Here is a 24,222-nt window from a genome sequence, read left to right as displayed (position 1 = left end):
AAGCGAGCGTAGCGAGCGCGAACCGGGACCCATAACCACCGAAGGCTGTTGTGATGGCAGGCTGGGGCCCCAGCCTTCGTGCCACACACATTTGTGGTTATGGGTCCCGGCCTTCGCCGGGACGACATTGAATGTGTGGCTGGATGGCGGGGCAGCTACTTGCTCGTCGTCCCGGACAAGCGAGCGTAGCGAGCGCGATCCGGGACCCATAACCACCGATGGCTGCTGTTGTGGCAGGTTGGGGCTCCAGCCCTCGCGCCACACACATTTGTGGTTATGGGTCCCGGCTTTCGCCGGGACGACATCGAATGTGTGGCGGCAGTGTTGCGCAGTCTGGCGCACTCACATCCGCATCACCGCCTGCCGGTCGATCTTGCCGGTGCCGGTCTTCGGCAGCTCGTCGATGAATTTGACCTCGCGCGGGTATTTGTACGGCAACAGCTTTGTCTTGACGTAATCCTGCAGCCGCCGCGTCGCTTCGGCCGTGTCGAAGCCGGCCTTGTTCATGACAACCACGGCGCGCAGCGTCATGCGCCGGTCAGGCAATTCGGCGGCGTAGACGGCGCATTCGCGGACGTCGGGGTGATCGGCGAGGCAGAGCTCGACTTCGAGCGGATAGACCCACTGGCCGGAGATCTTGATCAGATCGTCGGCGCGGCCGCGGAAGAAGTGGAAGCCGTCGCTGTCGCGCATGAAGCGGTCGCCGGTGTAGATCCAGCCGTCCTCGCGCACGGTCTCGGCGGTCTTGTCCGGCCGGTTCCAGTACAGTGGCGTCGCGGAATCGCCGCGCACCCACAAGATGCCTTCCTCATTGTCGCCGACCTCGCGGCCGTCGCTGTCGCGCAGCATGATCTCGTAGCCGGGCACGCGCAGGCCGGCGGCGCCGAGCTTCTTTCGCTCCGCGCGGTTGCTGAGATAGACGTGCAGCACTTCGGTCGAGCCGAGGCCTTCGATGATCTCGAGCCCGGTGAGCCGCTTCCAGCCGTTGAACACATCGGCCGACAGCACCTCGGCAGCCGAGACCGCCATCCGCAGCGAGGAGAAATCGGTTTGCTCGGCGCCCTCGGCCTTGGTCAGCGAGATGTAGAGCGTCGGCAGGCCGAAGAACACGGTCGGCCGATATTGTCCGATCGCCGCGAAGATCGTGGCCGGCTTCGGCTGGCCGGGCAGCAGCAGCGTCGCGGCGCCGACCGAGAAGGGAAACGTGATCGAATTGCCGAAACCGTAGGCGAAGAAGATCTTCGGCACCGAGAAGCAGATGTCACCGGGCTCTAGCTTCAGCACGTTGCGGGCAAAGGCGCGCTCGCTATAGGCCATGTCGTGCTGCAGATGCACGATGCCCTTGGGACGGCCGGTCGACCCCGACGAATACATCCAGAACGCCATCTCGTTGCGGTGGGTGTCGGCCGCGTCGAGCTCGATCGGAAATCCTTGCAGCCATTCGTCGGCGTTGCGCGCCTTGGCGACGGCGTGATCGCCGGCGGCGCCGTTGACCACGACCAGCGTGCGTAGCGGCGTGTCCTTGCAGGCTTCCGCGTTGAAGCGCGCACAGAATTCCGCATCGGTGACCGCGACCTGCGCGCCGGCGTCGGACAGGTAGAATTGCAGCAGCTCGGGCGTCGTCAGCGTGTTGATCAAGAGCGGCACGAAGCCGGCGCGCACCGCGCCGAAAAATGCCGCGGGATAGGCCGGGGTGTCGTCGAGGAACAGCAGGACGCGGTCGCCGCGCTGCAGCCCGAGCGACCGGAAGGCGTGGCCCCAGCGTGCGGCCTCAGTGCAGAGCTCGCGATAGGTCCGCGTGCCGGCCGGGCCGGTCAGCGCCAGGCGCTCGGCATTCCCGTTGCCGAGATTGTCGAACAGGATGCAGCTCGCATTGTAGCGCTCGGGGATCGTAAAGCCGATCTCGCGCGCACCGGGATTGTCCAGTGGAACCTGGTCAGCGATCCCGGTCATGATTGTCCCTTTGCGGCTGCGTAGCGGGCCATGAAGGTGGGCGACATCGCGCGCAGCCGCGCGTCGTCGATCCGGCCGGAGCGGGTGATGTAGCTGTAGGCGAAATCCATCAGATCGAGCGTCATGTGCGCGGGGAAATGCTCGTACCAGTCGGCACTGGTCCGCGCCGCGGTGACGAGCTTCTTCACGATCGGCTTGCGCTCGCTCTCGTAGCGGGCAAGCGCGGCGGCGATGCCGCTCTCGGTCTCCAGCGCCTTGGTCAGCGCGATCGCATCCTCGATCGCAAGCCGCGTGCCCGAGCCGATCGAGAAATGCGCCGAATGCAAGGCGTCGCCGATCAGCACCATGTTGCCGTGCGACCAGCGCTCGTTCCAGATCCACGGGAAATTGCGCCACACCGATTTGTTCGAGATCAGCCGGTGGCCGTCCAGCGTCGCGGCGAATACGTCTTCGCAAATCGCCTGCGACTCCTCGACGCTCTTGTCGGCGAAGCCGTAGGCCGCCCAGGTCGCCGCATCGCACTCGACCAGGAAGGTGCTCATGTCCTTCGCATAGCGATAGTGATGGGCGTTGAAGCTGCCGCGCTCGGTCGCCACGAAGGTCTGCGACAGCGTCGCGAAGGTTTTCGTGGTGCCGTACCAGGCGAACTTGTTTGAGGAATGCGAGACCGACGCGCCGAAGGTGGCCTCGAAGCCGCGGCGGACCATCGAGTTCAGCCCGTCGGCGGCGACGATCAGGTCGTAACCCCTGAGCTGGTCGACCGACTGCACCACGGTGTCGAAGCGCGGCGTGACGCCTGTGCTGCGGACGCGCTGTTGCAGGATCGTCAGCAGCGCCAGCCGGCCGATCGAGGAGAACCCGACGCCGTCGATCTCGACGCTCTCGCCGCGCAGATTGAGGGTGATGTTCTTCCAGCTCTCCATAAGCGGGGCGATGGCGTCGACCGTCTCGGGGTCGTCGGCGCGCAGGAAGTCCAGCGCCTGCTCGGAGAACACCACGCCGAAGCCCCAGGTGGCACCGGCCGCGTTCTGCTCGAACAGGTCGATCTCGGCGTCGGGATGACGCTTCTTCCAGAGATAGGCGAAATAGAGCCCACCGGGCCCTCCGCCGATCACGGCGATCCGCAACGTCTGCCTCCCAGATTGACAGTGTACTTACAATTTGGGTTCAGACTAGTCGCCCTCTGGCGGGAACGCCAGAGGGAAAATGCGCGCGGCGACTAGCCGCCTGGGGCTGAAAGTCTCAGTAGCAGCGGCGGACCTTGACCCCGCCGACCCACACCCAGCGGCAGCCGGCGGCGACGGGTTTGCGGGCGACGACCGCACCGTTGGGACCGGCGCAGCCGGCGCGATAGACGCCGCGTGCGCAGACGACTGCGTTGGCATCGGAGGACTCAAAGGTCATGGTCGCGGCAAAGGACAGCAGGGCTGCGGCGATCAGCAATATTGAACGCATGAAATTCCCTCTCCCGGGTGAGGTATGCTTGGCCCGTAGATGACAACAAGGTGCTACGGTTCCGTGCCCGGCAAATCGCCGGGCACATGTCGTCTCACCGCCTGCGCGGCTATTTCTTCTCCGCTTCCGCCAGCACCTTCTTGCAGGCGGGCGCCAGCTTGTCGCTCTGCTTGGCGAGACAGGCGATGATGCGGCCGCCGCCGGGCGTCACGCTTTTGCAAAACTTCTCGTAATCGCCCATGCAGGCGTCGCGTTGTGCTGATGTCAGCTCCTGAGCGTAGACGGCGGTTGCGCCGCAGAGCAGCGCAGCGGTCAGGATAATGCGCAGCATTGTTCGCTCCCCTTTTCCGGTCGATCGCGTGACAACAGGATTACCGCGCCGCGAACGGCGCCAGCACGTCGCGGCACGCCGGCGACAGCGAGCCCGCATTGGTCGCCAGGCACTGCACGATCCGCCCGCCGCCCGGCTGGACGCCGCCACAGATCGAGCGGACGTCGGCGCCGCAGGCCGAGCGCAGCACGAGAAGCTCTTCGCGCGGCCGTAGCGGCCGCAACGCGATTACGGCCGGCGCCGCGGCTGGTGCTGCCGTCGTCGCTGCAGCGCCCGCGGCCGGCGCGGCGGCACCGCCACCAGCGGCGGCCACGGCCTTCTCGCAGGCCGGCGAAAGCTTGCCCTTGTTCTTTTCGAGGCACTGCAGCGCCGGCGCGCCGCCGGTCGGCACGCCCGCGCAAACCTTGGGATAATCGGATCGACATGCGCTGCGGATCGCGGAGATCTGCGCGTTGGACGGCGTCCCGGCCGCCTTCGGTGCGGCGGCTTCGGTGGCAGGCTTGGCCGTTGCCGCGGGAGCAGCTTCGGTCTTGGCCGCCGCCGGCGCGGTGTCTGCCTTCGGTGCGGCGGCCGGCGCTTCGACGGCCTTCACCGCGCTGGCGCAGCCCGCGCCGAGGCTTGCCATGTTCTTCTGCAGACATTGCAGCGAGGCTTCGCCGCCCGGCGGTACGCTGGAGCAGTGGGCGATGTAGTCGTTGCGGCATTGCGACTTGATGGCGTCGCGCTGCGCCTGGGTCGGCGCCTGCGACAAGGCCGGTGCGGTGCTCATGAATGCCGCAAGCGCAAGACATGCGGACAGCTTCGTTGCTCGTGTCAACGCATTGATCATCTGAATAAATCCTCTGGTCGCGCCGGAGGCATCCGGCTCAACTGAACTGAGTTCTGAAAAAGTCTTGTTGTAACAACCTCGGCGCGACATCATTTTCGCTTTCGAGTTCCGCTGCAAGCGGATTGTTGCTATGGATGAAGCAGCCGGATTTTTTGCCCGTCACGAGATCTTTAAATTAAGTCATTTGAATCGAGGCTCGGAAATGAGGCATGCGCGCGCGTCGGCACATTTCGGTCAGAGCAATTTTGTGCGGGTGCGAAATGCACCGCTTGCGCGCGTCGCGTTCGTCGTATCGGCCTTCGTCAGTTTAAGTGCCTGCGAGCAAAACAGTTTTGTTGCGCCGCCGCCGCCCAAGGTCGAGGTTGCGCCGCCGGTGCAGCGCGCCATCACACGTTATCTGGACGCCACCGGAAACACCGCGCCGATCCAGACCGTCGATCTGGTCGCGCGCGTGCAGGGCTTCCTGCAGACGATCAACTATCAGGACGGCTCCTTCGTGAAGGCGGGGACCACGCTGTTCACGATCGAGCCGGAGACCTACAAGCTGAAGCTGGAACAGGCGCAGGCCGCAGAGGTCGGCGCGCAGGCGACGCTGAAGCAGGCCGAGCTCGACTTCAAGCGGCAGACCGATCTGGTGCAGCGGCAGGCGGTCTCGCAGGCGACCCTTGATACCTCGACGTCGACCCGGGACAACGCCCAGGCCAGCCTGCAGCAGGCCCAGGTCAACACCAAGATCGCGGCGGTCAACTACGGCTACACCAACGTGGCCGCGCCGTTCGACGGCATCGTCAGCAATCACCTGGTCTCGGTCGGCGAGCTGGTCGGCGTGGCGTCGCCGACCCAGCTTGCCACCATCGTGCAGCTCAACCCGATCTATGTGAATTTCAACGTCAACGAACAGGACGTGCAGCGGGTGCGGGATGAAGCGCGCCGTCGTGGCCTGACGGTCAACGAACTCAGGCAGTTGCCGGTCGAGGTCGGCCTGCAGACCGAGACCGGCTTTCCGCACAAGGGCAAGCTCGATTACATCTCGCCGACCCTCAACCAGTCGACCGGCACGCTCGCGGTCCGCGGCGTGTTCGCAAATCCGGACCGGACCTTGCTGCCCGGCTTCTATGTCCGCGTTCGCGTGCCGTTCGAAAAGCAGGACAACGCGCTGCTGGTGCCTGACGTCGCGATCGGCAGCGACCAGGCCGGCCGCTACGTGCTGGTCGTCAATGCCGAGAATGTGGTCGAGCAGCGCAAGGTGACGACCGGCCCGCTCGATGAGGGGCTGCGCGTCATCGAGAGCGGCCTGAAGGGGGATGACCGCGTCGTGACCGCCGGATTGCTACGCGCGATCCCCGGGCAGAAGGTCGATCCGCAGGTGCAGAAGGCCGACGCGGCGCCGACAGCCGCCAAATAGGACGCACGCGCCATGATCTCGAAATTCTTCATCGAGCGCCCGGTCCTTTCCAACGTCATCGCGATCCTGATGATCCTGATCGGCGGCGTGGCGCTGTATAATCTCGCGGTCGCGCAATATCCCGACGTGGTGCCGCCGACGGTGCAGGTGACGACGCGCTATCCCGGCGCCTCGGCCAAGACCGTGGTCGACACCGTGGCGCTGCCGATCGAGCAGCAGGTCAACGGCGTCGAGGACATGCTGTACATGCAGTCCTACAGCGGCGCCGACGGCACCTATACGCTGACGGTGACCTTCAAGATCGGCACCGACCTCAATTTCGCGCAGGTGCTGGTGCAGAACCGTGTCTCCAGCGCGCTGTCGCAGCTGCCGACCTCGGTGCAGAACCAGGGCGTCACGGTCCAGAAGCGGTCGACCTCGATCCTGCTGTTCGTGACGCTGACCTCGCCGAACAAGACCTATGACAGCCTGTTCCTGTCGAACTACGCCACCATCAACATCCGGGACGAACTGTCCCGCCTCTCGGGCGTCGGCAACGTCACGGTGTTCGGCGCCGGGCAATACTCGATGCGGGTCTGGCTCGATCCGAACAAGCTGCAGGTGCGCGGGCTGGTGCCGCAGGACGTCATCCAGGCGATCCAGCAGCAGAGCCAGCAGGTCACCGCCGGCCAGGTCGGCGCGCCGCCGACGCCGGCGGGCCAGGCGTTCCAGTACACGCTGAATGTCAACGGCCGGCTCGACGACAAGAGCCAGTTCGAGGACATCATCGTCAAGTCAGGCAATGTCGGCGACGTCACCCGGGTCCGCGACGTCGGCTGGGTCGAGCTCGGCGCGCAGACCTACAGCCAGATATTCTCGCTGAACCAGAAGCCCGCGACCGGCATCGGCGTGTTCCAGTCGCCGGGCGCCAATGCCTTGCAGGTCGAGAAGGCCGTCGAGAAGAAGATGGCGGAGCTCGCCAAGCAGTTCCCGCAGGACATCAAATACGACACGCCGTTCGACACCACCAAATTCGTCAACGCTTCGATCGAGGAGGTCTACAAGACCCTGTTCGAAGCCGGCCTCCTGGTGCTGGTCGTGATCCTGGTCTTCCTGCAGGACTGGCGGGCGATGCTGGTGCCGGCAACCACCGTGCCGGTCACGATCATCGGCGCGTTCGCGGCCATGGCCGCGCTCGGCTTCACCATCAATCTCTCGACGCTGTTTGCGATCGTGCTGGCGATCGGCATCGTGGTCGACGACGCCATCGTCGTGGTCGAGGGCGCGGCGCACAATATCGAGCGCGGCATGTCGGGCCACGACGCCGCGATCAAGGCGATGGACGAATTGTTCGCGCCGATCGTCGGCATCACGCTGGTCTTGATCTCGGTGTTTTTGCCGGCGGCGTTCCTGCCCGGGCTGACCGGGCGGATGTACGCGCAATTCGCGCTGGTGATCGCCGCCACCGCGCTGCTCAGCGCCGTCAACGCCGCGACGCTGAAGCCGACACAGTGCGCGCTATGGCTGCGTCCTCCCGCTCCGCCCGAGCAGCGCAACTTCTTCTATCGCGGTTTCAACGCGGTCTATGACCGGCTGGAGCGCGGCTATACACGGCTGGTCAGCGGCATCGCCGGGCATGCCAAGACCTCGGTCGCCGTTGCGCTCGTCATCATCGGGCTTGCCGGCTACGGCCTGTCGCGGGTGCCGACCGGCTTCATTCCGATCGAGGACCAAGGCTATCTGCTCGCCGCGGTGCAATTGCCCGACGGCGCGGCCCTCGACCGCACCCAGCACGTGCTCGACGAGGTCACCAGGATCGCCGGCAAGACCCCCGGCGTCGACCAGGTGGTCAGCATCGCCGGCATCTCCGCGCTCGACAACTCCTCGAGCCTCGCCAATGCCGGCGTCGCCTATCTGATCCTGAAGGACTGGGGCGCGCGCGGGCCGGGCGAGGATCTGCGTTCGCTGGTCTACGGGCTCAACGACAAGCTCGCGGTGATCCCGGAGGCGCGCATCCTGGTGATCCCGCCGCCGCCGATCCAGGGCATCGGCAACGCCGCCGGCTTTGCCATGCAGGTCGAGCTGCGCGACGGCAATGCCGACTACGGCAAGCTGCAGGCGGTCACCGGCGCGATCGTGGCCAATGCGCAGACCCAAAGCGCGCTGCAGCGGGTCCAGTCGTCGTTCCGCTCGATGGTGCCGCAGTTCGACGTCGACGTCGATCGCATCAAGACGCAGACCCTGCACGTCACCCCCGACCAGATCTTCGCGGCGCTGTCGACCTATCTCGGCGCCAGCTACGTCAACCAGTTCACCAAGTTCGGCCGCACCTTCCAGGTCTATACCCAGGCCGAGGCACAGTACCGCCTGAGCCTGCGCGACATCGAGAACATGATGGTACGCAACAGCAACGGCGACATGATCCCGCTCGGCACGGTCGCCAAGATCACGCCCTCGATCGGACCGTCGCTGATCAGCCTCTATAACCTCTATCCATCCGCCTCCATCATCGGGCTGCCGGCGCAGGGTTACTCGTCCGGCCAGTCGATGGCGTTGATGGAGGAGATCGCGGCAAAGACGCTGCCGCCCGGCTCGGGCTTCGAGTGGACGGCGATGTCGTACCAGGAGAAGGAGGTCGGCAGCCAGATCTACTATGTGTTCGCGCTGGCGCTGCTCCTGGTCTATCTCGTGCTCGCCGGGCAATATGAGAGCTGGTACGCGCCGATCTCGGTGATCCTGGCCGTGCCGCTGTCGCTGCTCGGCCCGACGCTGGTGCTGCTGAGCCTGAATATCGAGAACAACCTCTACACCCAGATCGGCACCATCCTGTTGATCGCGCTGTCGGCCAAGAACGCGATCCTGATCGTCGAGGTCGCGCTGGAGCGTCATCTGCGCGACGGGCGGTCGGTGCTGGATTCGGCGATCGACGCGGCGCGCGCGCGATTCCGGCCGATCCTGATGACGTCGTTTGCCTTCATCCTCGGCGTGCTGCCGCTGGTGATCGCGACCGGCGCCGGCGCCAACGCCCGCAAGTCGATCGGCATCACCGTGTTCTCCGGCATGATCGCCTCGACCTGCCTCGCCGTGCTGTTCGTGCCGGCGTTCTTCGTCGTGGTGCAGAGTTTCGAGAACTGGCGCAAGGCGAAGAAAGGCAAGACCGCCGCGCCGCAACCCGCATCGCAGGCGTCGGGCACGGCACATTAGGACCGCGCACCAAAATCTATCTCCGTCACCCTAAGGAGGCCGCGAAGCGGCCGTCTCGAAGGGCGAACGGCCCGGCTGTCTCCGAGCCGCGATATCCGGGCCGTGCATCCTTCGAGGCGCGCAAGAGCGCGCACCTCAGGATGACGGAATTTCCAGCGTTTCCTTTTGCCTACACCTTCACCATGCGCTTGCCGCGGTTTTCGCCGGCGAGCAGGCCGATCAGCGCCTGCGGCGTGTTCTCGATGCCGTCGATGACGTCCTCCTGCACCTTGAGCTTGCCCGAGGCGACCCAGGACTGCAGGTCGGCGAGCGCGGCGTCGCGCTGGTCCATGTAGTCCATCACGATGAAGCCCTGCATGATCAGCCGCTTCACCACGATCAGGCCGGGCACGCCACGCGGGCCGTGCGCGGAGGGGACGCCGTCATATTGCGAGATCGCGCCGCAGCAGGCGATCCGGCCGCGATTGTTCATCTGCGCCAGGCAGGCTTCCAGAATGTCGCCGCCGACATTGTCGAAATAGACGTCGATGCCCTTGGGCGCCGCCGCGCGCAGCGCCTTGTAGGTGGCGCCGTCCTTGTAGTCGACCGCGGCGTCGAAGCCGAGCTCGCTCGTCAGCCAATGGCACTTGTCCTTGCCGCCGGCGATGCCGACGACGCGGCAGCCCTTGATCCTGGCGATCTGGCCGACGATCGAGCCGACCGAGCCCGCGGCCGCCGACACCACCACGGTCTCGCCTTCCCTGGGCTTGCCGACGTGGAGCAGTCCGAAATAGGCGGTCAGGCCGGCGATGCCGTAGACGCTGAGCAGATGCGTCATCGGCTCGAGCTTCGGCATTTTGGCGAGATGCTTGGCGGGTACGGCGGCGTAGTCCTGCCAGCCGGTGTCGCCGAACACGATGTCGCCCGGCTTCAAGCTCGGGTCATTCGACGACACCACCTCGGCGATGCTGCCGCCAGCCATCACGGTGTTGGCTTCCACCGCAGCGCGGTAAGTGGCGCCGTGCATCCAGGCGCGGTTGGCCGCATCGAGCGAGATGTAACGCGTCCGCACCAGCGCCTCGCCGTCCTTCGGTGCGGGGATCGTCCCCTTGGTCAGGCGAAAATGCTCGGGGCCAAGCTTGCCGGTCGGCTTTTCGACAAGCAGGATCTGGCGATTGACGGTGTCGTTCATTGGTGTCTCCCCCTTTGCCTTCCCTTGGCGTTGGTCGTTTCGCATGCAATTGACTGCGGCGCGCGCAGCGCCTTGCACAGATTGTGCGCTGCATGAACGCTAGTCCGCGCGCTGGCATTCCACAACGGGAACGTTTCGGCAAAGTCGCGTTGGACGCGAAGCGTGTTGCGTAGCTGCGTAAATCTGCCACACTTGCCCTCCGCCGGGAACTACGGGGGTAAGAGAATGTCCAGCAGGTTTACGCAGTATATCCTGATTGCGATGGTCCTTGGCATCGCGATGGGGACGATTGTCTTCAACTACTTTCCTGACAGCCGTGCCGAGATCGCAGCAGACGTCAACCTGATCGCGATGCTGTTCCTGCGCCTGATCAAGATGATCATCGCGCCGCTGGTTTTCGCGACCCTCGTCGGCGGCATCGCCCATATGGGAAGCGGCGCCAAGCTCGGCCGCATCTTCGCCAAGACCATGGGCTGGTTCGTCTCCGCCTCCTTCGTCTCGCTGCTGCTCGGCCTCGTGATGGTCAACCTGCTGCAGCCCGGTGCCAACTTCCCCGGCACGCTGCCCGACAAGGCGCAGTCGACCGGGCTGCCGGTGTCGGCGTTCTCGATCGAAAAATTCCTCACCCATCTGATCCCGACCTCGATCGCGGACGCGATGGCGCAGAACGAGATTCTGCAGATCGTCGTGTTCGCGGTGTTCTTCGCGGTTGCGCTCGGTGCGATGCCCGAGCGGGCCAAGCCGATCATGAGCCTGATCGACGACCTCGCGCACATCATGCTCAAGGTCACCGGCTATGTGATGCTGTTCGCGCCGCTCGCGGTGTGGGCCGCGATCATGGCGACCGTCTCGAAGAACGGCCTCGGCGTGCTCTGGAAGCTCATCGTCTTCATGGGCGGCTTCTATCTCTCGCTCCTGATCCTGTGGGGCATCCTGGTCGTCGTCGGGTTCATCGTGATCGGGCCACGCTACAGCCATCTCTTACGGCTGATCCGCGAGCCGCTGATGATCGCGTTCTCGACCGCCTCGTCGGAGGCGGCCTATCCGAAGACGCTGGAGGGGCTGAACAGGTTCGGCGCCTCCTCGCGCATCTCGGCCTTCGTGCTGCCGCTCGGCTATTCCTTCAACCTCGACGGCACGATGATGTACTGCACCTTCGCGAGCATCTTCATCGCGCAGACCTACCACATCGAGATGTCGGTCGGCACGCAGCTCGCGATGCTGGCGACGCTGATGATCACCTCGAAGGGCGTTGCCGGCGTGCCGCGCGCCTCGCTGGTGGTGATCGCCTCGACGCTGGCGCAGTTCAACATCCCCGAGGCGGGCCTGCTGATGATCATGGGCATCGACACCTTCCTCGACATGGGCCGCAGCGCCACCAACGTGATCGGCAACTCGCTGGCGACCGCCGTGGTCGCGAAGTGGGAGGGTGAATTGAAGGCCGAGCACGAGCTCGGGCCCGACGACGCGGTGCCGCAGGATGCGGTGCCCGGCGCCGTGATGGCCGGCCATTGAGGGGAGGGATGCATGCATCGCGCCCGCTGGAGGCCGATACGGGCTGAGGCGCCTCTGCTGTCGACATGCCTGCTGTCGGCGTGTCTGCTGGCGGCAAGCCTGCTCGCCGCACCGGCGTCTGCACAGCCGGCGGGCGAGGGGCTCAGCCCGACGCTCGCCAACATCAAGGCCACGCACACGGTGCGGATCGGCTATCGCGAAAGCTCGCCGCCGTTCTCGTTCCTCGATCACTCCAACCGGCCGATCGGCTACAGCCTCGAGCTGTGCGATGCGATCGTCGAGGAGATCGGGACCGAGGTCGACGACGCCAATCTCAAGGTCGACTACGTCAAGGTCACCTCCGACGACCGCATTCCGGCGGTCGTCGACAAGAAGATCGACCTGGAATGCGGATCGACCACGGCGAATGCCGAGCGCGGCAAGCTGGTCGCGTTCTCGCCGCTGATGTTCGTGGCCGGTACCAAGCTGATGGTGCCGAAGGCCTCGGGGGTCACCCAGGTCGCCGACCTCAAGGGCAAGACGGTGGTGGTGACCAAGGGCACCACCAACGAGCAGGCGATGCACAATGTCGACGCCAAGCAAAAGCTCGGCCTCAACATCGTCACCGCCCCCGACCACGAGCAGTCCTACCAGATGCTGGCGGACGGCAAGGCGGACGCGTTCGCGACCGACGACATCCTGCTCTACGGCCTGATCGCACGGCACAAGTCGCAGGACAAATTCCGCGTCACCGGCGACTACCTGTCCTACGATCCCTACGGCATCATGTACCGCAAGGGCGAGCCGCAGATGAAGGACGTGGTCGAGCGCGCGTTCCGCAGGCTCGCCTCGAACCGCGACATCGTCCCGCTCTACAACAAATGGTTCGTCGCCCGGCTGCCGACCGGCGAGAAGCTCAACGTCGCGCTGTCGCCGCAGCTCGAAGAGGCCTTCAAGGCGCTCGACGATTCACCGGGCGGGTCGAACTAGCCGCGAATTTCGGCCTCTCCCCTTGCGGCAGGGCTATCGCATTTCGTCGCGGTGCCCTCGTGGCCATCCTTCGAGACGCCCGCCTTCGGCGGGCTCCTCAGGATGAGGTCTTGTTTTGCGGTACAATAGTAGACCCTCATGGTGAGGAGCGCCGCTTGCGGCGCGTCTCGAACCACGAGGCCCAGCACTTGCGCGGTCGCCAAGGGGCATATGCGATAACCCTGCCCCTTGCGGGGAGAGGTCGGGAAGTCTGGCGCGCGTCACCGCCAATAGCGCCGCGACAACTCCAGGCACTGCCGGACCCAGTATCCGTTCACGTGGATCAGCTGGCATGTGCTCGGAGGCGGCTCCTTGATGATCGGGTAGCCGTGGATGTCGATATTCGTCGGGGCCGTGACGCCGCGCCAAAACACGGCGTTGGCGGCCGGAGGGTTGAAGGCGACGGCGAACGCCGCGACTGCGAGAAGGCCCAAAAGAAGTTTGCGCATAATCTGTGTCCGGATCAATCAATGTACGGAAGCGTACTCCCTTGCACGGGATGAGCAAGGCGCTGAATGGATCAAAATGACGGTGCCAGCCGGACCACAGCCCCCGCGTCAGCCGCCGCGAACCGCCATACATGCGAGGGCAACGATGCCGACCGCCGCCAGAACAACCATGACCTGGAAAATCGCGCGCCCAAGAATCGCTCCAATCGCACCCATCAAAACTCCGTCGATCCGGCGGGATCTTTCTTCGAGTGTCCACGCGCCGCGATCTCTGGAGCACCATCGGCAGGCAAGATTCGGTTGTTGAAGTCTGCGCGCTCGTCGCTTCAGCGGCTAATGTCGTTCGGCGACAAGTCGATCGACCTGTTGCTTCAGCTCTGCTTCCATTTCGGAGATGACGTCGTGCGGCAGGCGAGCGCGAAGCGGATCGGTCGTCTCGTGCGGCATCCTGGGCGGCTTGACGAGCGCGGGTCGTTCAAGGGCCTGATCCTCAATCAATCGTCGAGAGGACACATAGCCTGTCGCGCCAGCCGTCACGTCAGTTCCGTGGGGTTCGCAAGTATCCTGATCCGACTGCACCGCGTTCTTCATGAGCTTTGCCTCCTGGCACTATGTCGCAAGAATCCCCTTGCTCAGGCCCGAACCATTCGGCTCGTCCGGCTGGTCGCCCATCAATGACGCTGAAACCTCCAAAGTTGTTCCGCCCGGAACCTGCAAAGGTCCGCCGGAGCAGTCCCTCATGAAGCGGGAACCAGAACCATAAACATCCTCATTCGTTAACACTGGTTGGTTGTTTGGAGGTTGCCATGAGATACGCGAGGCCAATTCGACAAATAGCCGTTGTCGTTGAAGACGACACGATCCAGCGCGACATGATTGCGCTGTTGTTGCAGGAAGGTCATTTCGACGTCATCCAGTGCGAGGACGCCGAGACGGCAGCGCTGGCCATCAAGATGCGTCATCCGTCGCTGGTGGTCACCGACATCAAACTCACGGGCAAAATGGATGGCGTCGAGCTTGCTCGTTTGGCCCTCGATTGCGACCCGGGCGTGCGCGTACTTGTCATCTCGGGCCGGCCCCCGGACAGCGCGCTGCCCGAGGGCGTCAAGTTTTTCGAGAAGCCGGTTTATCCACCCATGCTGCTGCGAGAGCTGGCGTCGTAGTTCTCGCCGACGGGTGGCCCATGCAAGACGATCCTGAAATCGATTGGCACCGGGAGCAGATTGCGAAGAACCGGGAGCTGATCGCGGAATTGCAATCCGGAAATACGGCGGGGGCTGACGTGTTTCCAGAGACGCAAGCCGAGATCGACCGTCTCACGGCACAGATTGAGCAATCGGAACTGATCGTCGCCGCCTATGAAAAGGAGCACCCGCAAGGCTGATCGGGCGCTCATAGTGCAGGATAGCGCCGTCGAGCCCGCGTCATCGGGCGGGGAGACGCTACGCGAACACTTCGTCCAGCGCCGCCGAATAGGCCGCCTCGACCAGCGCCGGATGCCGGCGCCCCAGCGCTTCCATCTTGACCCCGGAATTCACCTCGAGAATTTTCCACACGCCCTCCGTGCGCACGACGTCGATCGAGGCGAAGCGGATGCCGACAGCTTGCGCGGCCCTGACCGCGAGCGCGACGCAGGCCTCGCGCGTCGCGTCATCGGCGAGCAGCACGGGCTCCGCGCCGGCATCGAGGTTGTGCCGCCAGTTGAGCAGAAGCCGTTCGCCGGCGGGCGGAACGGCGTCGAGCGCGGCGGCATCGAAATCCTCGGTGATGGCCTTGAGTTGCTCGGCCGTCGCGTTCGCCTGCGCCAGCGCGCGCAGCGACTGGATGCCGTCGCCAACCACCGACGGGCGCGTCTTGCCGTAGACGATCAGCGCGCGCGCATCGAGCAGCACCACGCGTACCTCGTCCGCGATCTCGGCGTAGGGCGAGATGGCAAGACTTGGATGCGCGGCAAGGATGCGCGCAACCGCCGTCTCCAGCTGCGCTCGCGTCGTCACGCGGAAGACAAGCTCGCCGGAGGTCCCCTCATTGGGCTTCACGACCAGCCCCCGCGGATGCTGTTCGAGCAGACGCTGTATCGCGTCCAGCGAGTCCGATCCCGGAATGTGCTTGCTGAACTTCGCACCCAAAAACAGCATGTGCGGAATGGCGGGAACGCCGGCCGATGCCAGCACGTCCGCGCAGGCCGATTTGTCATTGGCGACCTGATGCGCGACCGCGCTGTTCAGCCCGACGTCGTAGCCGATCGCGAGCCGCCGCGCGTTGCCCTTGGTCATGGTGACCAGCCAGCCGCCGGACTGCACCTCGACGGCAATCGCGTGCGCCAAACAATATTTTTTGATGGTTTCCAGGAAGATTCGCTGGCTGATCAGGACCACGAGATCATTTTCCCTTCACCGCGGTTTTCGTAGCAATTAATTGCCAGATCGATGCCGATCTCAGCAAGTAAATTACCTGCAGTCCCACGTGTTAACGATGACGCGGTTGAACCTCTGCGCGAAATCGAACGACTGCCATTCTGAGATCGCAATTGCGCGCCAGTTGATCTTGACTATCTCCTGCATTGGCGCAATGGACACGCGAGATCTTCAGTGATTTCGGCCACTTCCGCGCCGTCGCGAGCAGTCTAAGCATGACCCGGAAAAGTGGGCACCGGTTTTCCGAACAGGTCATGCGCCAATAGAGTCAAACCATTCTAATTCTGGTCAGTCGAGAAAACGAAAACCCATGAGCGCGTTCTATCGAGAGAAAGTTCTTTCCGTTCAGCACTGGACCGATACGCTTTTCAGCTTCCGGGCGACCCGCGATTCCGGTTTCCGCTTCCAGAACGGGCAGTTTGCCATGATCGGCCTCGAGGTCGACGGAAGGCCGCTGCTGCGCGCCTATTCGATGGCGAGCGCCAATCACGAGGAAGAGCTCGAGTTCTTCTCGATCAAGGTGCAGGACGGCCCGCTCACCTCCAAGCTGCAGAAGATCCGCGAGGGCGACACCATCCTGGTCGGCCGCAAGGCGACCGGCACGCTGATCACCGACAACCTGATTCCCGGCAAGCGGCTGATGCTGCTGTCGACCGGCACCGGCCTCGCGCCGTTCGCCAGCCTGATCAAGGACCCCGAGGTCTATGATCGCTACGATCAGATCCTGCTGGTGCATGGCTGCCGCCAGGTCTCCGAGCTCGCCTATGGCGAGGAGCTGGTCGCCAAGCTGCGCGACGACGAGCTGTTCGGGCCGCTGCTGTCCGAGAAGCTCTCGTACTATCCGACCGTGACGCGCGAGCCGTTCCGCAACCGCGGCCGCATCACCGACCTGATCACCTCCAACCAGCTGTTCACCGATCTGCATCAGGGTCCGCTCGACATCGAGACCGACCGCATCATGATGTGCGGCAGCCCGGCGATGCTGGAAGAGCTGAAGCAGCTGTTCGAGACGCGCGGCTTCAAGGAAGGCAGCGGCAACACCCCCGGTCACTTCGTGATCGAGAAGGCGTTCGTCGAGCGCTAATCAGTCATAATAGGCTGTCGTCCCGGCGAAGGCCGGGACCCATAACCACCGCTCTTTGTTTGTCGAAGGCTGGGGCCCCACCGGGCTCCAGCCTTTTGCATTTCGAGAATATGTCCGCGAACTCTCTTCGCCTCTCCCGCTTGCGGGGGAGGCCGGATCGCATCGATAGATGCGATCCGGGTGGGGGCTCTCTCCTCACGAAGAGGATTGCAAGCGGCGAAACCCCCACCCCAGCCCTCCCCCGCAAGCGGGAGAGGGGGCGCAGTCCCGTTGCGGCCCCGGTAGTTTCCTGTTGGGTGGCGTGCACCGTTTCTCACTTGCTATAACTGCCCCAACGCCGCGCAGCCGTTTCCCGAACGCGGCGATCAGGGAGTAGCACATTGTCCATCACCGATCCGGATGCACCGAAGACCGCCTTTGTGTTCGCCGGCGGCGGCAGCTTTGGCGCGATCCAGGTCGGCATGCTGCAGGCGCTAGCCGCGCATGGCGTGGTCGCCGACATGGTGGTCGGCTCCAGCGTCGGCGCACTGAACGGCGCGTTCTATGCCGGCGACCCGACGGTCTCGGGCGTCGCACGGCTGGCCGAGATCTGGCGCGGCCTCAACCGGCAGGACGTGTTTCCCGTGACCTGGCGGACGCTGGTGAGCTTCCTGTGGCGGCGCGACTTCCTGATCCCGCATGACGGCGTCCGCAAGCTGATCGACGACTACATCCCGTTCCGCAATCTCGAGGACGCGCGGATCCCGATCCACATCGTCACCACAGACATCATCAGCGGCGACAGCGTGGTGCTGTCGGAAGGTTCGACAGCCGAGGCGATCGTCGCATCGACCGCGATCCCGGGTGCGTTCACGCCGGTGCACTACCGCGATCGTTTCCTGGCCGATGGCGCGATCTCCAGCAACACGCCGGTCCGCGTCGCGGTCAGGCACGGCGCCAAGCGCCTGATCGTGCTGCCGACCGGGCATGCCTGCGCCAACCAGGCGCCGCCGGTCGGCGCGCTCGCCAATGCGCTGCATGCGCTGACGCTCCTGATCGCGCGGCAGCTCGTCAACGAGCTCGAGAACATCGCGCCCGATGTCGAGTATTTCGTGGTGCCGCCGCTCTGCCCGCTGGTCGGCTCGCCCTACGATTTCTCCCGGACCGCAGATCACATCACCCGGGCGCTGGACACCACCAACGCCTGGCTTGAGGGCGACGGCCTGAAGCCCGGGCATATCCCGCACGAATTGCAGCCGCACGAGCATTAGGTGAACGGCCGCGCAGGTGATCACACCGCGCGGTGTGACGCTTTAAAAGCGGGATCCATCCTCGTCGTCGTCCCTGCGAAAGCAGGGACCCATAACCACGACCGCCGATTGTTGGGCGGTGCTGGAACGACGAGTCCCTGCAACAAGGTCCGCCGCGGCGTATGGGTCCCTGCTTTCGCAGGGACGACGTGTGGAGGGACCGCGGACTCAATGGCGGACGTCTCGAAGGATGGCCGCAGGGAAGCGGCCACCAAGCGTCTCTACGATTTCTGGATAATGGAAAAGTACCGCTGATTTGCCCGACGAGTCAAGTTGCCGTATCGAACGCCGGCAGTCGCCGGCTACTGTGCATGGGGTTGTTTTCGATATTTTGGCAGCGCGCTCCTGCGACGGCAGGTTATCGCATCCGCTGCGCTCCGTTGCAGTGCAAAAGGCGATACCGTTTCAATTTGACCGGTATCCGCACCCGCCCATTCGGGCGGTTGTCACATCTGTGACTGCTCGGCCGTATAACCGTAGTGCACTTGTTCCGCGAGTTGGATTAGGCTCGCGGCCGACAGGGTGTTTGGCCAGACCGGAGGAATTTCATGGATACGATGCTGCTTCCGTTCTCGCCACGCTTCATCGTGCTGACCATCTGCGCCGTCGTCACCGCACTGCTGCTGCTGGTCGGAATTTTTGATCACAAGGTCTTCAAGATCGTTCTGATTCCGCTGGTCATCTTCGGCGCGCTGACATTGCTCGGCATCCGCGACCTCACCCAGAAGAACCACGCGGTGCTGCGCAACTACCCGATCTCGGCGCATATGCGCTTCCTGCTCGAGGAAATCCGCCCGGAGATGCGGCAATATTTCTTCGAGAGCGAGAAGGACGGCATGCCGTTCTCGCGCGACACCCGCGCGCTGGTCTATCAGCGCGCCAAGATGGTGCTCGACAAGCGGCCGTTCGGCACCCAGGAGGACGTCTACCGCGAGGGCTATGAGTGGATGCATCATTCCGTGGCGCCGAAGCCGCGTGCCGAGGAGAAATTCCGCATCACGGTCGGCGGCCCCGACTGCACCAGGCCGTATTCGGCGTCGGTCTTCAACATCTCGGCGATGAGCTTTGGCGCGCTGAGCCCGAACGCGGTGCGGGCGCTCAATGCCGGCGCCAAGAAGGGCGGCTTCGCCCACGACACCGGCGAGGGCGGCGTCAGCCCGTATCATCGTGAGATGGGCGGCGACATCATCTGGGAGATCGGCTCCGGCTATTTCGGCTGCCGCAACCGCGACGGCACCTTCAATCCGGATCTCTTCGCAAGCGTCGCGGGCGACGACCAGATCAAGATGGTCGAGCTCAAGATCAGCCAAGGTGCCAAGCCCGGCCACGGCGGCGTGCTGCCGGCGGCGAAGGTTTCCGAGGAGATTTCCAAGATCCGGGGCGTACCGATGGGCGAGGACTGCATCTCGCCGGCCTATCACAAGGCGTTCTCGACGCCGCTGCAGATGATGGAATTCGTTGCCCGGATGCGCAAGCTGTCCGGCGGCAAGCCGGCCGGCTTCAAGATGTGCATCGGCCATCCCTGGGAATTCCTGGCGATCTGCAAGGCGATGCACGAGAGCGGGCTCTATCCCGACTTCATCGTGGTCGACGGCAATGAAGGCGGCACCGGCGCCGCGCCGCTCGAGTTCATGGACCATCTCGGCATGCCGATGCGCGAGGGCGTCAATTTCGTCCACAACGCGCTGGTCGGCATCGGCGCGCGCGATCGCATCAAGATCGGCGCCTCCGGCAAGATCGCGACCGCGTTCGATATGGCGCGCGCGATGGCGATCGGGGCCGATTGGTGCAATTCCGCGCGCGGCTTCATGTTCGCGCTCGGCTGCATCCAGTCCCTGAGCTGCCACACCGATCGCTGCCCGACCGGCGTCACTTCGCAGGACCCGATCCGCAACCGCGCGCTCTATGTGCCCGACAAGATCGAGCGCGTGTACAACTACCATCACTCGACCCTGCACGCGCTGACCGAGCTGCTCGCCGCCGCCGGCCTCGAGCACACCAAGGAGCTGCGCCCGATCCACTTCTCGCAGCGGAGCTCGACCACCGAGGTCTCTTCCTTCGCCGAGCTCTATCCGACGCTGCGCCCCGGCGAACTGCTCGAAGGCACCCAGGACCGCCGCTTCCGCGACGCCTGGGCGATGGCGCGCGCGGATTCGTTCCAGCCGGCGGGGTAGGGGGGCAAATCCGTAGCCCGGATGAAGCGCAGCGTAATCCGGGGCCACGCTCTGTGCGGATCGATCGATCCCGGATTACGCTTCGCTCCATCCGGGCTACGCTCGCTACGTACCAGCGGACGCGCCGAACCATTTGGTCAGCGCCTCGGTTAGCCCGGCCTGCGTTCGCTCGCCGACCCACGCCGCATAGCCATCGGGCCGCACCAGTACCGCGGTCGGCGGCGAAGCCGTGCCGTGCGCGGGCAGCTCCCATGCGCCGCGATACGCGGCATCGACCAGCTGAACCCGGTCGGTCCATCCCGCGATGGCGATGCCGCCGGGCGCGCCGAAATTCAGCAGCACCGGCCGCGCGCGGTGCAGCAGCGCGAAGAGCTGCATCGGGCCGTCGGCGGTGACGAGATCGAGATCGGGCATGCGGCGTCCGAGCAGCGGATGGCCGTCGCCAAGATCATAGTGAAGGTCGAGGCCCGACATCATCGCGGCAAAGCTTCTGCGCGGCTCGTCCATGCGCAGCAGGTCGGAGACGATCTCGTTCAACGCCCTGGTGTGCGGATCGGTGCGGTTGAGCGCGACATGCGCCATGGTGTTGCGCAGCACGCGGCGCGCCACCGGATGCCGTTCGGCCTCGTAGGTGTCGAGCAGGTTGTCCGGCGCGATCTGCTTGACCACCTGGGCGAGCTTCCAGCCCAAATTCACCGCGTCCTGCACGCCGATATTGAGGCCTTGGCCGCCCATCGGCGGATGCACATGGGCGGCGTCGCCGGCCAGCAGCACGCGCTGCTTGCGGTAGGTCACGGCCTGCCGGGTCATGTCGGTGAAGCGCGAGATCCAGACCGGACTGTGGATGCCGAAATCGCTGCCGTACGCGGCGACCAGCGCCTCGCTGACGTCGCGCAAGGTCGGCTCCCGCTCGGTGCCGAGTTGCCGCTCGGTCAGCACCAGCCGCACCCGCCGGCCATCTTCCGCCTTGCCGATCGCCGAGGTGCCGGTGTCGTGCTGGCGAAAGCCCCATTCGGGCTCGCCCGACATCTCGGCCTCGGCGATCAGCCAGCTCATGGTCGGATCCCACCCGGCGAATTCGATGCCGGCCGCTTTGCGGACGACGCTCCGACCGCCGTCGCAGCCGACGAGATATTGCGCCCGGAGCAATTGGCCATTCGATAGTTCGACGCCGACGCCGGCCTCGTTCTGCGTGAAGCCGGTCACCTCGCGCGCGCGATAGGTCGGCACCGCGAGTTCGCCGACCCATTCGCCGAGAATGCGCTCGATATGGGTCTGGAACAGCCCCAGCGTGAAATTGCGCCGGGTCGGAAAGTCGGTGATCTCAAGCGGAACAAGGTGCGAATGGAACAGCACCGCCGGATGGCGCGTTCCCAGCGCGACGAAGCGATCGCCGATGCCGCGCTGATCGAGCACCTCGATGGTGCGCGCGTGCAGGCCGCCGGCGCGCGCGCCGATCAGGTCCTCCCTCGCGCGCCGCTCGACAATCGCAACATCTATTCCCGCCAGCGCCAACTCGCCCGCCAGCATCAGCCCGGTCGGACCTCCGCCTACAATCACGACAGCATGTTCCCGCATCCCGCACTCCTCCGTTCGATTGGGCGCGCGTTCTACGGGATGACCCCGGGCTTGCGGCAAGCCCGGGGGGTCTACATATATCTGAGTGGGGAGAGGGGGAATTCTGCCCAAACCAATTCAGAAGCTGCGCGCTGGCGATGCAAACTCGCTGTCGTCCCGGCGAAAGCCGGGACCCATAACCACAGGACCTTGTGGTTGGATTCGCTGTCGCCCCAGCTCGCTCTAACGACAATCAGCGGTGGTTATGGGTACCGGGTCGCGCTTCGCTTGCCCGGGACGACGGGGCGTATCGCGCCTCAGAACTCGCCGTGGATGCGGCCGGAGAAGATGTGCACCGGGCCGCGGTCGGCGTTGTAGGCGGGGTTGGTGATGAACTGATAGTCCGCGGTCAGCGTCAGGTTCTTGTTCACCTGATAGGCGTAGTAGGTCTCGAAGATCCGCTCCGGGCTGTAGTTCAGCGCGCCGTCGCCGATCAGCAGGCCGAGGCCGCCGGCGGCGAGATAGTCGCGATGCGCTGATGACAGCCCGTTGATCGCGCCGCCGATACCGATCGTGTCGCTCGCCCGTCCCCACCTGCTGCCCTTGATCGACACGCCGCCCGAGACGCTGCGGTCGACATCGGTGAACGACAGGATCTCGGTCCGGCCGTCGTTCCAGCTGAGGCGGCCGAACAGGCCGACATCGGTCGCGATCTGCTGCTCGCCGTTCAGATAGAAGCCGTATTTCAGATTGTCCTTGCGGATGCCGGCCATCACGTCGTTGATGTCGAGCCCCGGATTGGCGTCCTCGATCGCGAGCGCTTGGGCGTAATTGCCGGTGTTGCCGCGGTTGCCGAACACGCCGACGCGCAGCTTGCCGGGCTGATCGAAGATCGAATAGCGGCCCTCGAACTCGACCACCGCGCCGCCGGTGTCGAACACCAAAACGTCGCTGTTCGGTGCGTTCGGCACCTGGAACACGCCGGCGCGCACTGCCCAATCCTTGCGGTTGAGCTCGACCACCGCGCCGCGGGTGTAGCCGGGCAGGTCGGCCGGGAAGTCGTAGGCCGCGGACGCCCACATCGCCCAGTTCATGAAATCGGCGCGCGGGTCCTTGGCGTAGGAATTGCCGTCGAAGAAATCGCCGACCGCAAAGCGCCCGACCACGAGCGTGAGGCGGTCGATGTCGCGCTTGCCGGCGATCTGGTTGGGACCGTCGGCGACGTCTTCCTGCTCGCCGCCAAAGCCGAAGGTCTGCTTGAAGTAGTAGCGCTGCGGCCGGATCTTCGGGAACGGCGCGCCGGCCTTCTGGGCTTCGCCGTTCGAGAAGCCGGCAAGGCCGAGCGTGCCGTTGAGGCCAAAGCCCTGCGCGGTTTCCGGGTTGAAGTAGAACTCGCCGCCTTCCCAGAGCCGCACGCCGAGAAACGCCGTCGTGGTCCAGGTCTGCTGCAACTGCCCCGCGCCGGGAAGGCTGTTGGTGCCGGCATAGGGCGAGCGGAAGGACGGATAGATCTGCGGCAGCAGCGTCGTCTGGCCGTGCACGCTCCAGTCGCTCGATTCGGGCAGCGCGGTGCGCGTCGGCGTCGCCGACCATGGCGAGTCGCCGAGCTGATAGTTGAGGCCGAATTTCAGCAAATGGATGCGCGGGTCGATGCTGACGCCGGGCATGCCGAAATCATTGAGCCCGAGCGTGCGGCGCGACAGGTCGACGTAGTCGTATTCGACCTTGGCGGTCCAATTGCCGCTCACCGCGAATTCGGCGCCGGCGCCGACGGTCCAGCCGGTCTGGTACTGGCCGGGCTCCGAGATCACCTCGCCCGCGGCGTCGTTGACCCGAACCTGGCTGTGGCCCCAGGCGAAACCGCCGGTCACGTAAGGCATCCAGGTGCCGAAAGAGTAGCCGGCGCGGCCGCGCAGCGTGCCGACATAGTCGATCGACGAATTGAAGGGGCCGAGCACCCGCCGCGGCAGATCGGTCGGGCCGGTGAAGGTCGCATCCGCCTCGACGCCGAGCACGAAGCGGTTGGCGAATTCCTTGTTGTATCCAACCTGGAAGCCGCCGATCCCGCCGGTGATGGTGGGCGGAAAGAACACGCCCTGTTCCAGGATCGGATTGGTGCCGGGACCCAGCGTGCCGTCGCCATAGCCGACATGGGCGCCGACATAGAACCCGGTCCAGCTGTAAACCGCTCTGGCGGCGGGAGATTTGAGGGCCAGATCGGCCGCGGTCGCCGGCGCGCCGAAGGTTGCCGCACCGAGCGCGGCGCCGGCGGCGATCTGGACCCGGAAGAGGCGGACGCAGGTCATGACGCGGCTTTCCGCGAACAAGTGGCGATTTCGCCCGGCATCACTGCAGATTTGGCGGCCGCTTGCCACCCGAGATTTGAAATCATCGCCCGCCGT

The 24,222-nt window shown here is 64.9% G+C and carries 20 protein-coding genes; 9 read left to right on the top strand and 11 right to left on the bottom strand.

Annotated elements, in window-relative coordinates:
* Nucleotides 1–342: 342 nt before the first annotated feature.
* From QJT82_RS25250 to QJT82_RS25230, 5 genes are all read right to left on the bottom strand, one after another.
* Nucleotides 343–1,956, bottom strand: a complete 1,614-nt coding sequence (locus QJT82_RS25250; RefSeq protein WP_155258584.1) for a benzoate-CoA ligase family protein — start codon at nucleotides 1,954–1,956, stop codon at nucleotides 343–345.
* Nucleotides 1,950–3,080, bottom strand: a complete 1,131-nt coding sequence (locus QJT82_RS25245; RefSeq protein WP_028341821.1) for an FAD-dependent monooxygenase — start codon at nucleotides 3,078–3,080, stop codon at nucleotides 1,950–1,952. Before QJT82_RS25245 ends, QJT82_RS25250 begins: the two co-directional genes overlap by 7 nt.
* 115 nt (nucleotides 3,081–3,195) lie before the next feature.
* Nucleotides 3,196–3,408 carry a hypothetical protein gene (locus tag QJT82_RS25240; protein ID WP_028341820.1) on the bottom strand — a complete coding sequence of 71 codons (213 nt, stop codon included), beginning with the start codon at nucleotides 3,406–3,408 and terminating at the stop codon, nucleotides 3,196–3,198.
* A 109-nt stretch (nucleotides 3,409–3,517) separates the two neighbouring features.
* Nucleotides 3,518–3,739, bottom strand: coding sequence for a cysteine rich repeat-containing protein (locus tag QJT82_RS25235; RefSeq protein ID WP_028341819.1), 222 nt, complete (start codon nucleotides 3,737–3,739; stop codon nucleotides 3,518–3,520).
* A 40-nt stretch (nucleotides 3,740–3,779) separates the two neighbouring features.
* The gene (locus tag QJT82_RS25230; protein ID WP_028341818.1) at nucleotides 3,780–4,568 is read right to left on the bottom strand and encodes a cysteine rich repeat-containing protein; all 789 of its coding nucleotides are present in this window, start codon (nucleotides 4,566–4,568) and stop codon (nucleotides 3,780–3,782) included.
* Between the two features lie 202 nt (nucleotides 4,569–4,770).
* Here QJT82_RS25230 and QJT82_RS25225 point away from each other — a divergent pair, with 202 nt between their 5' ends.
* Together QJT82_RS25225 and QJT82_RS25220 are read left to right on the top strand one after the other, a co-directional pair.
* Nucleotides 4,771–5,973 carry an efflux RND transporter periplasmic adaptor subunit gene (locus tag QJT82_RS25225; RefSeq protein ID WP_245288773.1) on the top strand — a complete coding sequence of 401 codons (1,203 nt, stop codon included), beginning with the start codon at nucleotides 4,771–4,773 and terminating at the stop codon, nucleotides 5,971–5,973.
* A 12-nt stretch (nucleotides 5,974–5,985) separates the two neighbouring features.
* Nucleotides 5,986–9,156 carry a multidrug efflux RND transporter permease subunit gene (locus QJT82_RS25220; protein WP_028341816.1) on the top strand — a complete coding sequence of 1,057 codons (3,171 nt, stop codon included), beginning with the start codon at nucleotides 5,986–5,988 and terminating at the stop codon, nucleotides 9,154–9,156.
* A 169-nt stretch (nucleotides 9,157–9,325) separates the two neighbouring features.
* Here the strand turns inward: QJT82_RS25220 and QJT82_RS25215 are convergent, their stop codons facing one another.
* Nucleotides 9,326–10,327 (bottom strand): NADP-dependent oxidoreductase, encoded by a 1,002-nt coding sequence (locus QJT82_RS25215; protein ID WP_028341815.1) that lies wholly within the window; start codon nucleotides 10,325–10,327, stop codon nucleotides 9,326–9,328.
* Between the two features lie 225 nt (nucleotides 10,328–10,552).
* Here QJT82_RS25215 and QJT82_RS25210 point away from each other — a divergent pair, with 225 nt between their 5' ends.
* Together QJT82_RS25210 and QJT82_RS25205 are read left to right on the top strand one after the other, a co-directional pair.
* Nucleotides 10,553–11,842, top strand: a complete 1,290-nt coding sequence (locus QJT82_RS25210) for a dicarboxylate/amino acid:cation symporter (protein ID WP_028336266.1) — start codon at nucleotides 10,553–10,555, stop codon at nucleotides 11,840–11,842.
* Between the two features lie 12 nt (nucleotides 11,843–11,854).
* A complete protein-coding gene (locus tag QJT82_RS25205) occupies nucleotides 11,855–12,811 on the top strand; it encodes an amino acid ABC transporter substrate-binding protein (RefSeq protein WP_051447946.1) in 957 nt (318 codons plus the stop codon).
* 260 nt (nucleotides 12,812–13,071) lie between these two features.
* On the opposite strand, the gene QJT82_RS25200 is transcribed toward QJT82_RS25205, so the two are convergent.
* Nucleotides 13,072–13,299 (bottom strand): hypothetical protein, encoded by a 228-nt coding sequence (locus QJT82_RS25200; protein ID WP_028341812.1) that lies wholly within the window; start codon nucleotides 13,297–13,299, stop codon nucleotides 13,072–13,074.
* A gap of 333 nt (nucleotides 13,300–13,632) precedes the next feature.
* Nucleotides 13,633–13,890 (bottom strand): hypothetical protein, encoded by a 258-nt coding sequence (locus QJT82_RS25195; RefSeq protein WP_155258582.1) that lies wholly within the window; start codon nucleotides 13,888–13,890, stop codon nucleotides 13,633–13,635.
* Between the two features lie 215 nt (nucleotides 13,891–14,105).
* Here QJT82_RS25195 and QJT82_RS25190 point away from each other — a divergent pair, with 215 nt between their 5' ends.
* Together QJT82_RS25190 and QJT82_RS25185 are read left to right on the top strand one after the other, a co-directional pair.
* The gene (locus tag QJT82_RS25190) at nucleotides 14,106–14,462 is read left to right on the top strand and encodes a response regulator (protein WP_028341811.1); all 357 of its coding nucleotides are present in this window, start codon (nucleotides 14,106–14,108) and stop codon (nucleotides 14,460–14,462) included.
* 20 nt (nucleotides 14,463–14,482) lie between these two features.
* A complete protein-coding gene (locus QJT82_RS25185) occupies nucleotides 14,483–14,683 on the top strand; it encodes a hypothetical protein (protein WP_028341810.1) in 201 nt (66 codons plus the stop codon).
* 58 nt (nucleotides 14,684–14,741) lie between these two features.
* Here the strand turns inward: QJT82_RS25185 and QJT82_RS25180 are convergent, their stop codons facing one another.
* Complete coding sequence (locus QJT82_RS25180; RefSeq protein WP_028341809.1) at nucleotides 14,742–15,677, bottom strand: RimK-like protein; 936 nt, start codon at nucleotides 15,675–15,677, stop codon at nucleotides 14,742–14,744.
* A 349-nt stretch (nucleotides 15,678–16,026) separates the two neighbouring features.
* Here QJT82_RS25180 and QJT82_RS25175 point away from each other — a divergent pair, with 349 nt between their 5' ends.
* From QJT82_RS25175 to QJT82_RS25165, 3 genes are all read left to right on the top strand, one after another.
* Entirely contained in the window at nucleotides 16,027–16,800 is a 774-nt protein-coding gene (locus QJT82_RS25175; protein ID WP_024581583.1) for a ferredoxin--NADP reductase, read from the top strand.
* A gap of 380 nt (nucleotides 16,801–17,180) precedes the next feature.
* Nucleotides 17,181–18,050: a patatin-like phospholipase family protein gene (locus tag QJT82_RS25170; RefSeq protein WP_028341808.1), complete on the top strand. Its 870-nt coding sequence runs from the start codon at nucleotides 17,181–17,183 to the stop codon at nucleotides 18,048–18,050.
* Between the two features lie 587 nt (nucleotides 18,051–18,637).
* The gene (locus QJT82_RS25165; protein WP_028341807.1) at nucleotides 18,638–20,263 is read left to right on the top strand and encodes an FMN-binding glutamate synthase family protein; all 1,626 of its coding nucleotides are present in this window, start codon (nucleotides 18,638–18,640) and stop codon (nucleotides 20,261–20,263) included.
* 105 nt (nucleotides 20,264–20,368) lie between these two features.
* Here QJT82_RS25165 and QJT82_RS25160 read toward each other — a convergent pair whose 3' ends face one another.
* The gene (locus tag QJT82_RS25160) at nucleotides 20,369–21,841 is read right to left on the bottom strand and encodes an FAD-dependent monooxygenase (RefSeq protein ID WP_028341806.1); all 1,473 of its coding nucleotides are present in this window, start codon (nucleotides 21,839–21,841) and stop codon (nucleotides 20,369–20,371) included.
* A gap of 296 nt (nucleotides 21,842–22,137) precedes the next feature.
* The gene (locus QJT82_RS25155; protein ID WP_035631923.1) at nucleotides 22,138–24,126 is read right to left on the bottom strand and encodes a carbohydrate porin; all 1,989 of its coding nucleotides are present in this window, start codon (nucleotides 24,124–24,126) and stop codon (nucleotides 22,138–22,140) included.
* Nucleotides 24,127–24,222: the final 96 nt, after the last annotated feature.

Origin of the sequence: Bradyrhizobium sp. Mp19, assembly GCF_029952935.1 — a bacterium.
GTDB classification, from domain to species: Bacteria; Pseudomonadota; Alphaproteobacteria; order Rhizobiales; family Xanthobacteraceae; genus Bradyrhizobium; species Bradyrhizobium elkanii.
Note: the sequence above shows the minus strand (reverse complement) of the source record. Positions and strands in the feature narration are given on the sequence as shown.

Bases quoted from the DNA above. Each gene is read 5' to 3' on its own strand.
- QJT82_RS25240 (WP_028341820.1), bottom strand. From the start codon at position 3,408: ATGCGTTCAATATTGCTGATCGCCGCAGCCCTGCTGTCCTTTGCCGCG.
- QJT82_RS25235 (WP_028341819.1), bottom strand. From the start codon at position 3,739: ATGCTGCGCATTATCCTGACCGCTGCGCTGCTCTGCGGCGCAACCGCC.
- QJT82_RS25230 (WP_028341818.1), bottom strand. From the start codon at position 4,568: ATGATCAATGCGTTGACACGAGCAACGAAGCTGTCCGCATGTCTTGCG.
- QJT82_RS25225 (WP_245288773.1), top strand. From the start codon at position 4,771: ATGAGGCATGCGCGCGCGTCGGCACATTTCGGTCAGAGCAATTTTGTG.
- QJT82_RS25220 (WP_028341816.1), top strand. From the start codon at position 5,986: ATGATCTCGAAATTCTTCATCGAGCGCCCGGTCCTTTCCAACGTCATC.
- QJT82_RS25215 (WP_028341815.1), bottom strand. From the start codon at position 10,327: ATGAACGACACCGTCAATCGCCAGATCCTGCTTGTCGAAAAGCCGACC.
- QJT82_RS25210 (WP_028336266.1), top strand. From the start codon at position 10,553: ATGTCCAGCAGGTTTACGCAGTATATCCTGATTGCGATGGTCCTTGGC.
- QJT82_RS25205 (WP_051447946.1), top strand. From the start codon at position 11,855: ATGCATCGCGCCCGCTGGAGGCCGATACGGGCTGAGGCGCCTCTGCTG.
- QJT82_RS25200 (WP_028341812.1), bottom strand. From the start codon at position 13,299: ATGCGCAAACTTCTTTTGGGCCTTCTCGCAGTCGCGGCGTTCGCCGTC.
- QJT82_RS25195 (WP_155258582.1), bottom strand. From the start codon at position 13,890: ATGAAGAACGCGGTGCAGTCGGATCAGGATACTTGCGAACCCCACGGA.
- QJT82_RS25190 (WP_028341811.1), top strand. From the start codon at position 14,106: ATGAGATACGCGAGGCCAATTCGACAAATAGCCGTTGTCGTTGAAGAC.
- QJT82_RS25185 (WP_028341810.1), top strand. From the start codon at position 14,483: ATGCAAGACGATCCTGAAATCGATTGGCACCGGGAGCAGATTGCGAAG.
- QJT82_RS25175 (WP_024581583.1), top strand. From the start codon at position 16,027: ATGAGCGCGTTCTATCGAGAGAAAGTTCTTTCCGTTCAGCACTGGACC.
- QJT82_RS25165 (WP_028341807.1), top strand. From the start codon at position 18,638: ATGGATACGATGCTGCTTCCGTTCTCGCCACGCTTCATCGTGCTGACC.
- QJT82_RS25160 (WP_028341806.1), bottom strand. From the start codon at position 21,841: ATGCGGGAACATGCTGTCGTGATTGTAGGCGGAGGTCCGACCGGGCTG.
- QJT82_RS25155 (WP_035631923.1), bottom strand. From the start codon at position 24,126: ATGACCTGCGTCCGCCTCTTCCGGGTCCAGATCGCCGCCGGCGCCGCG.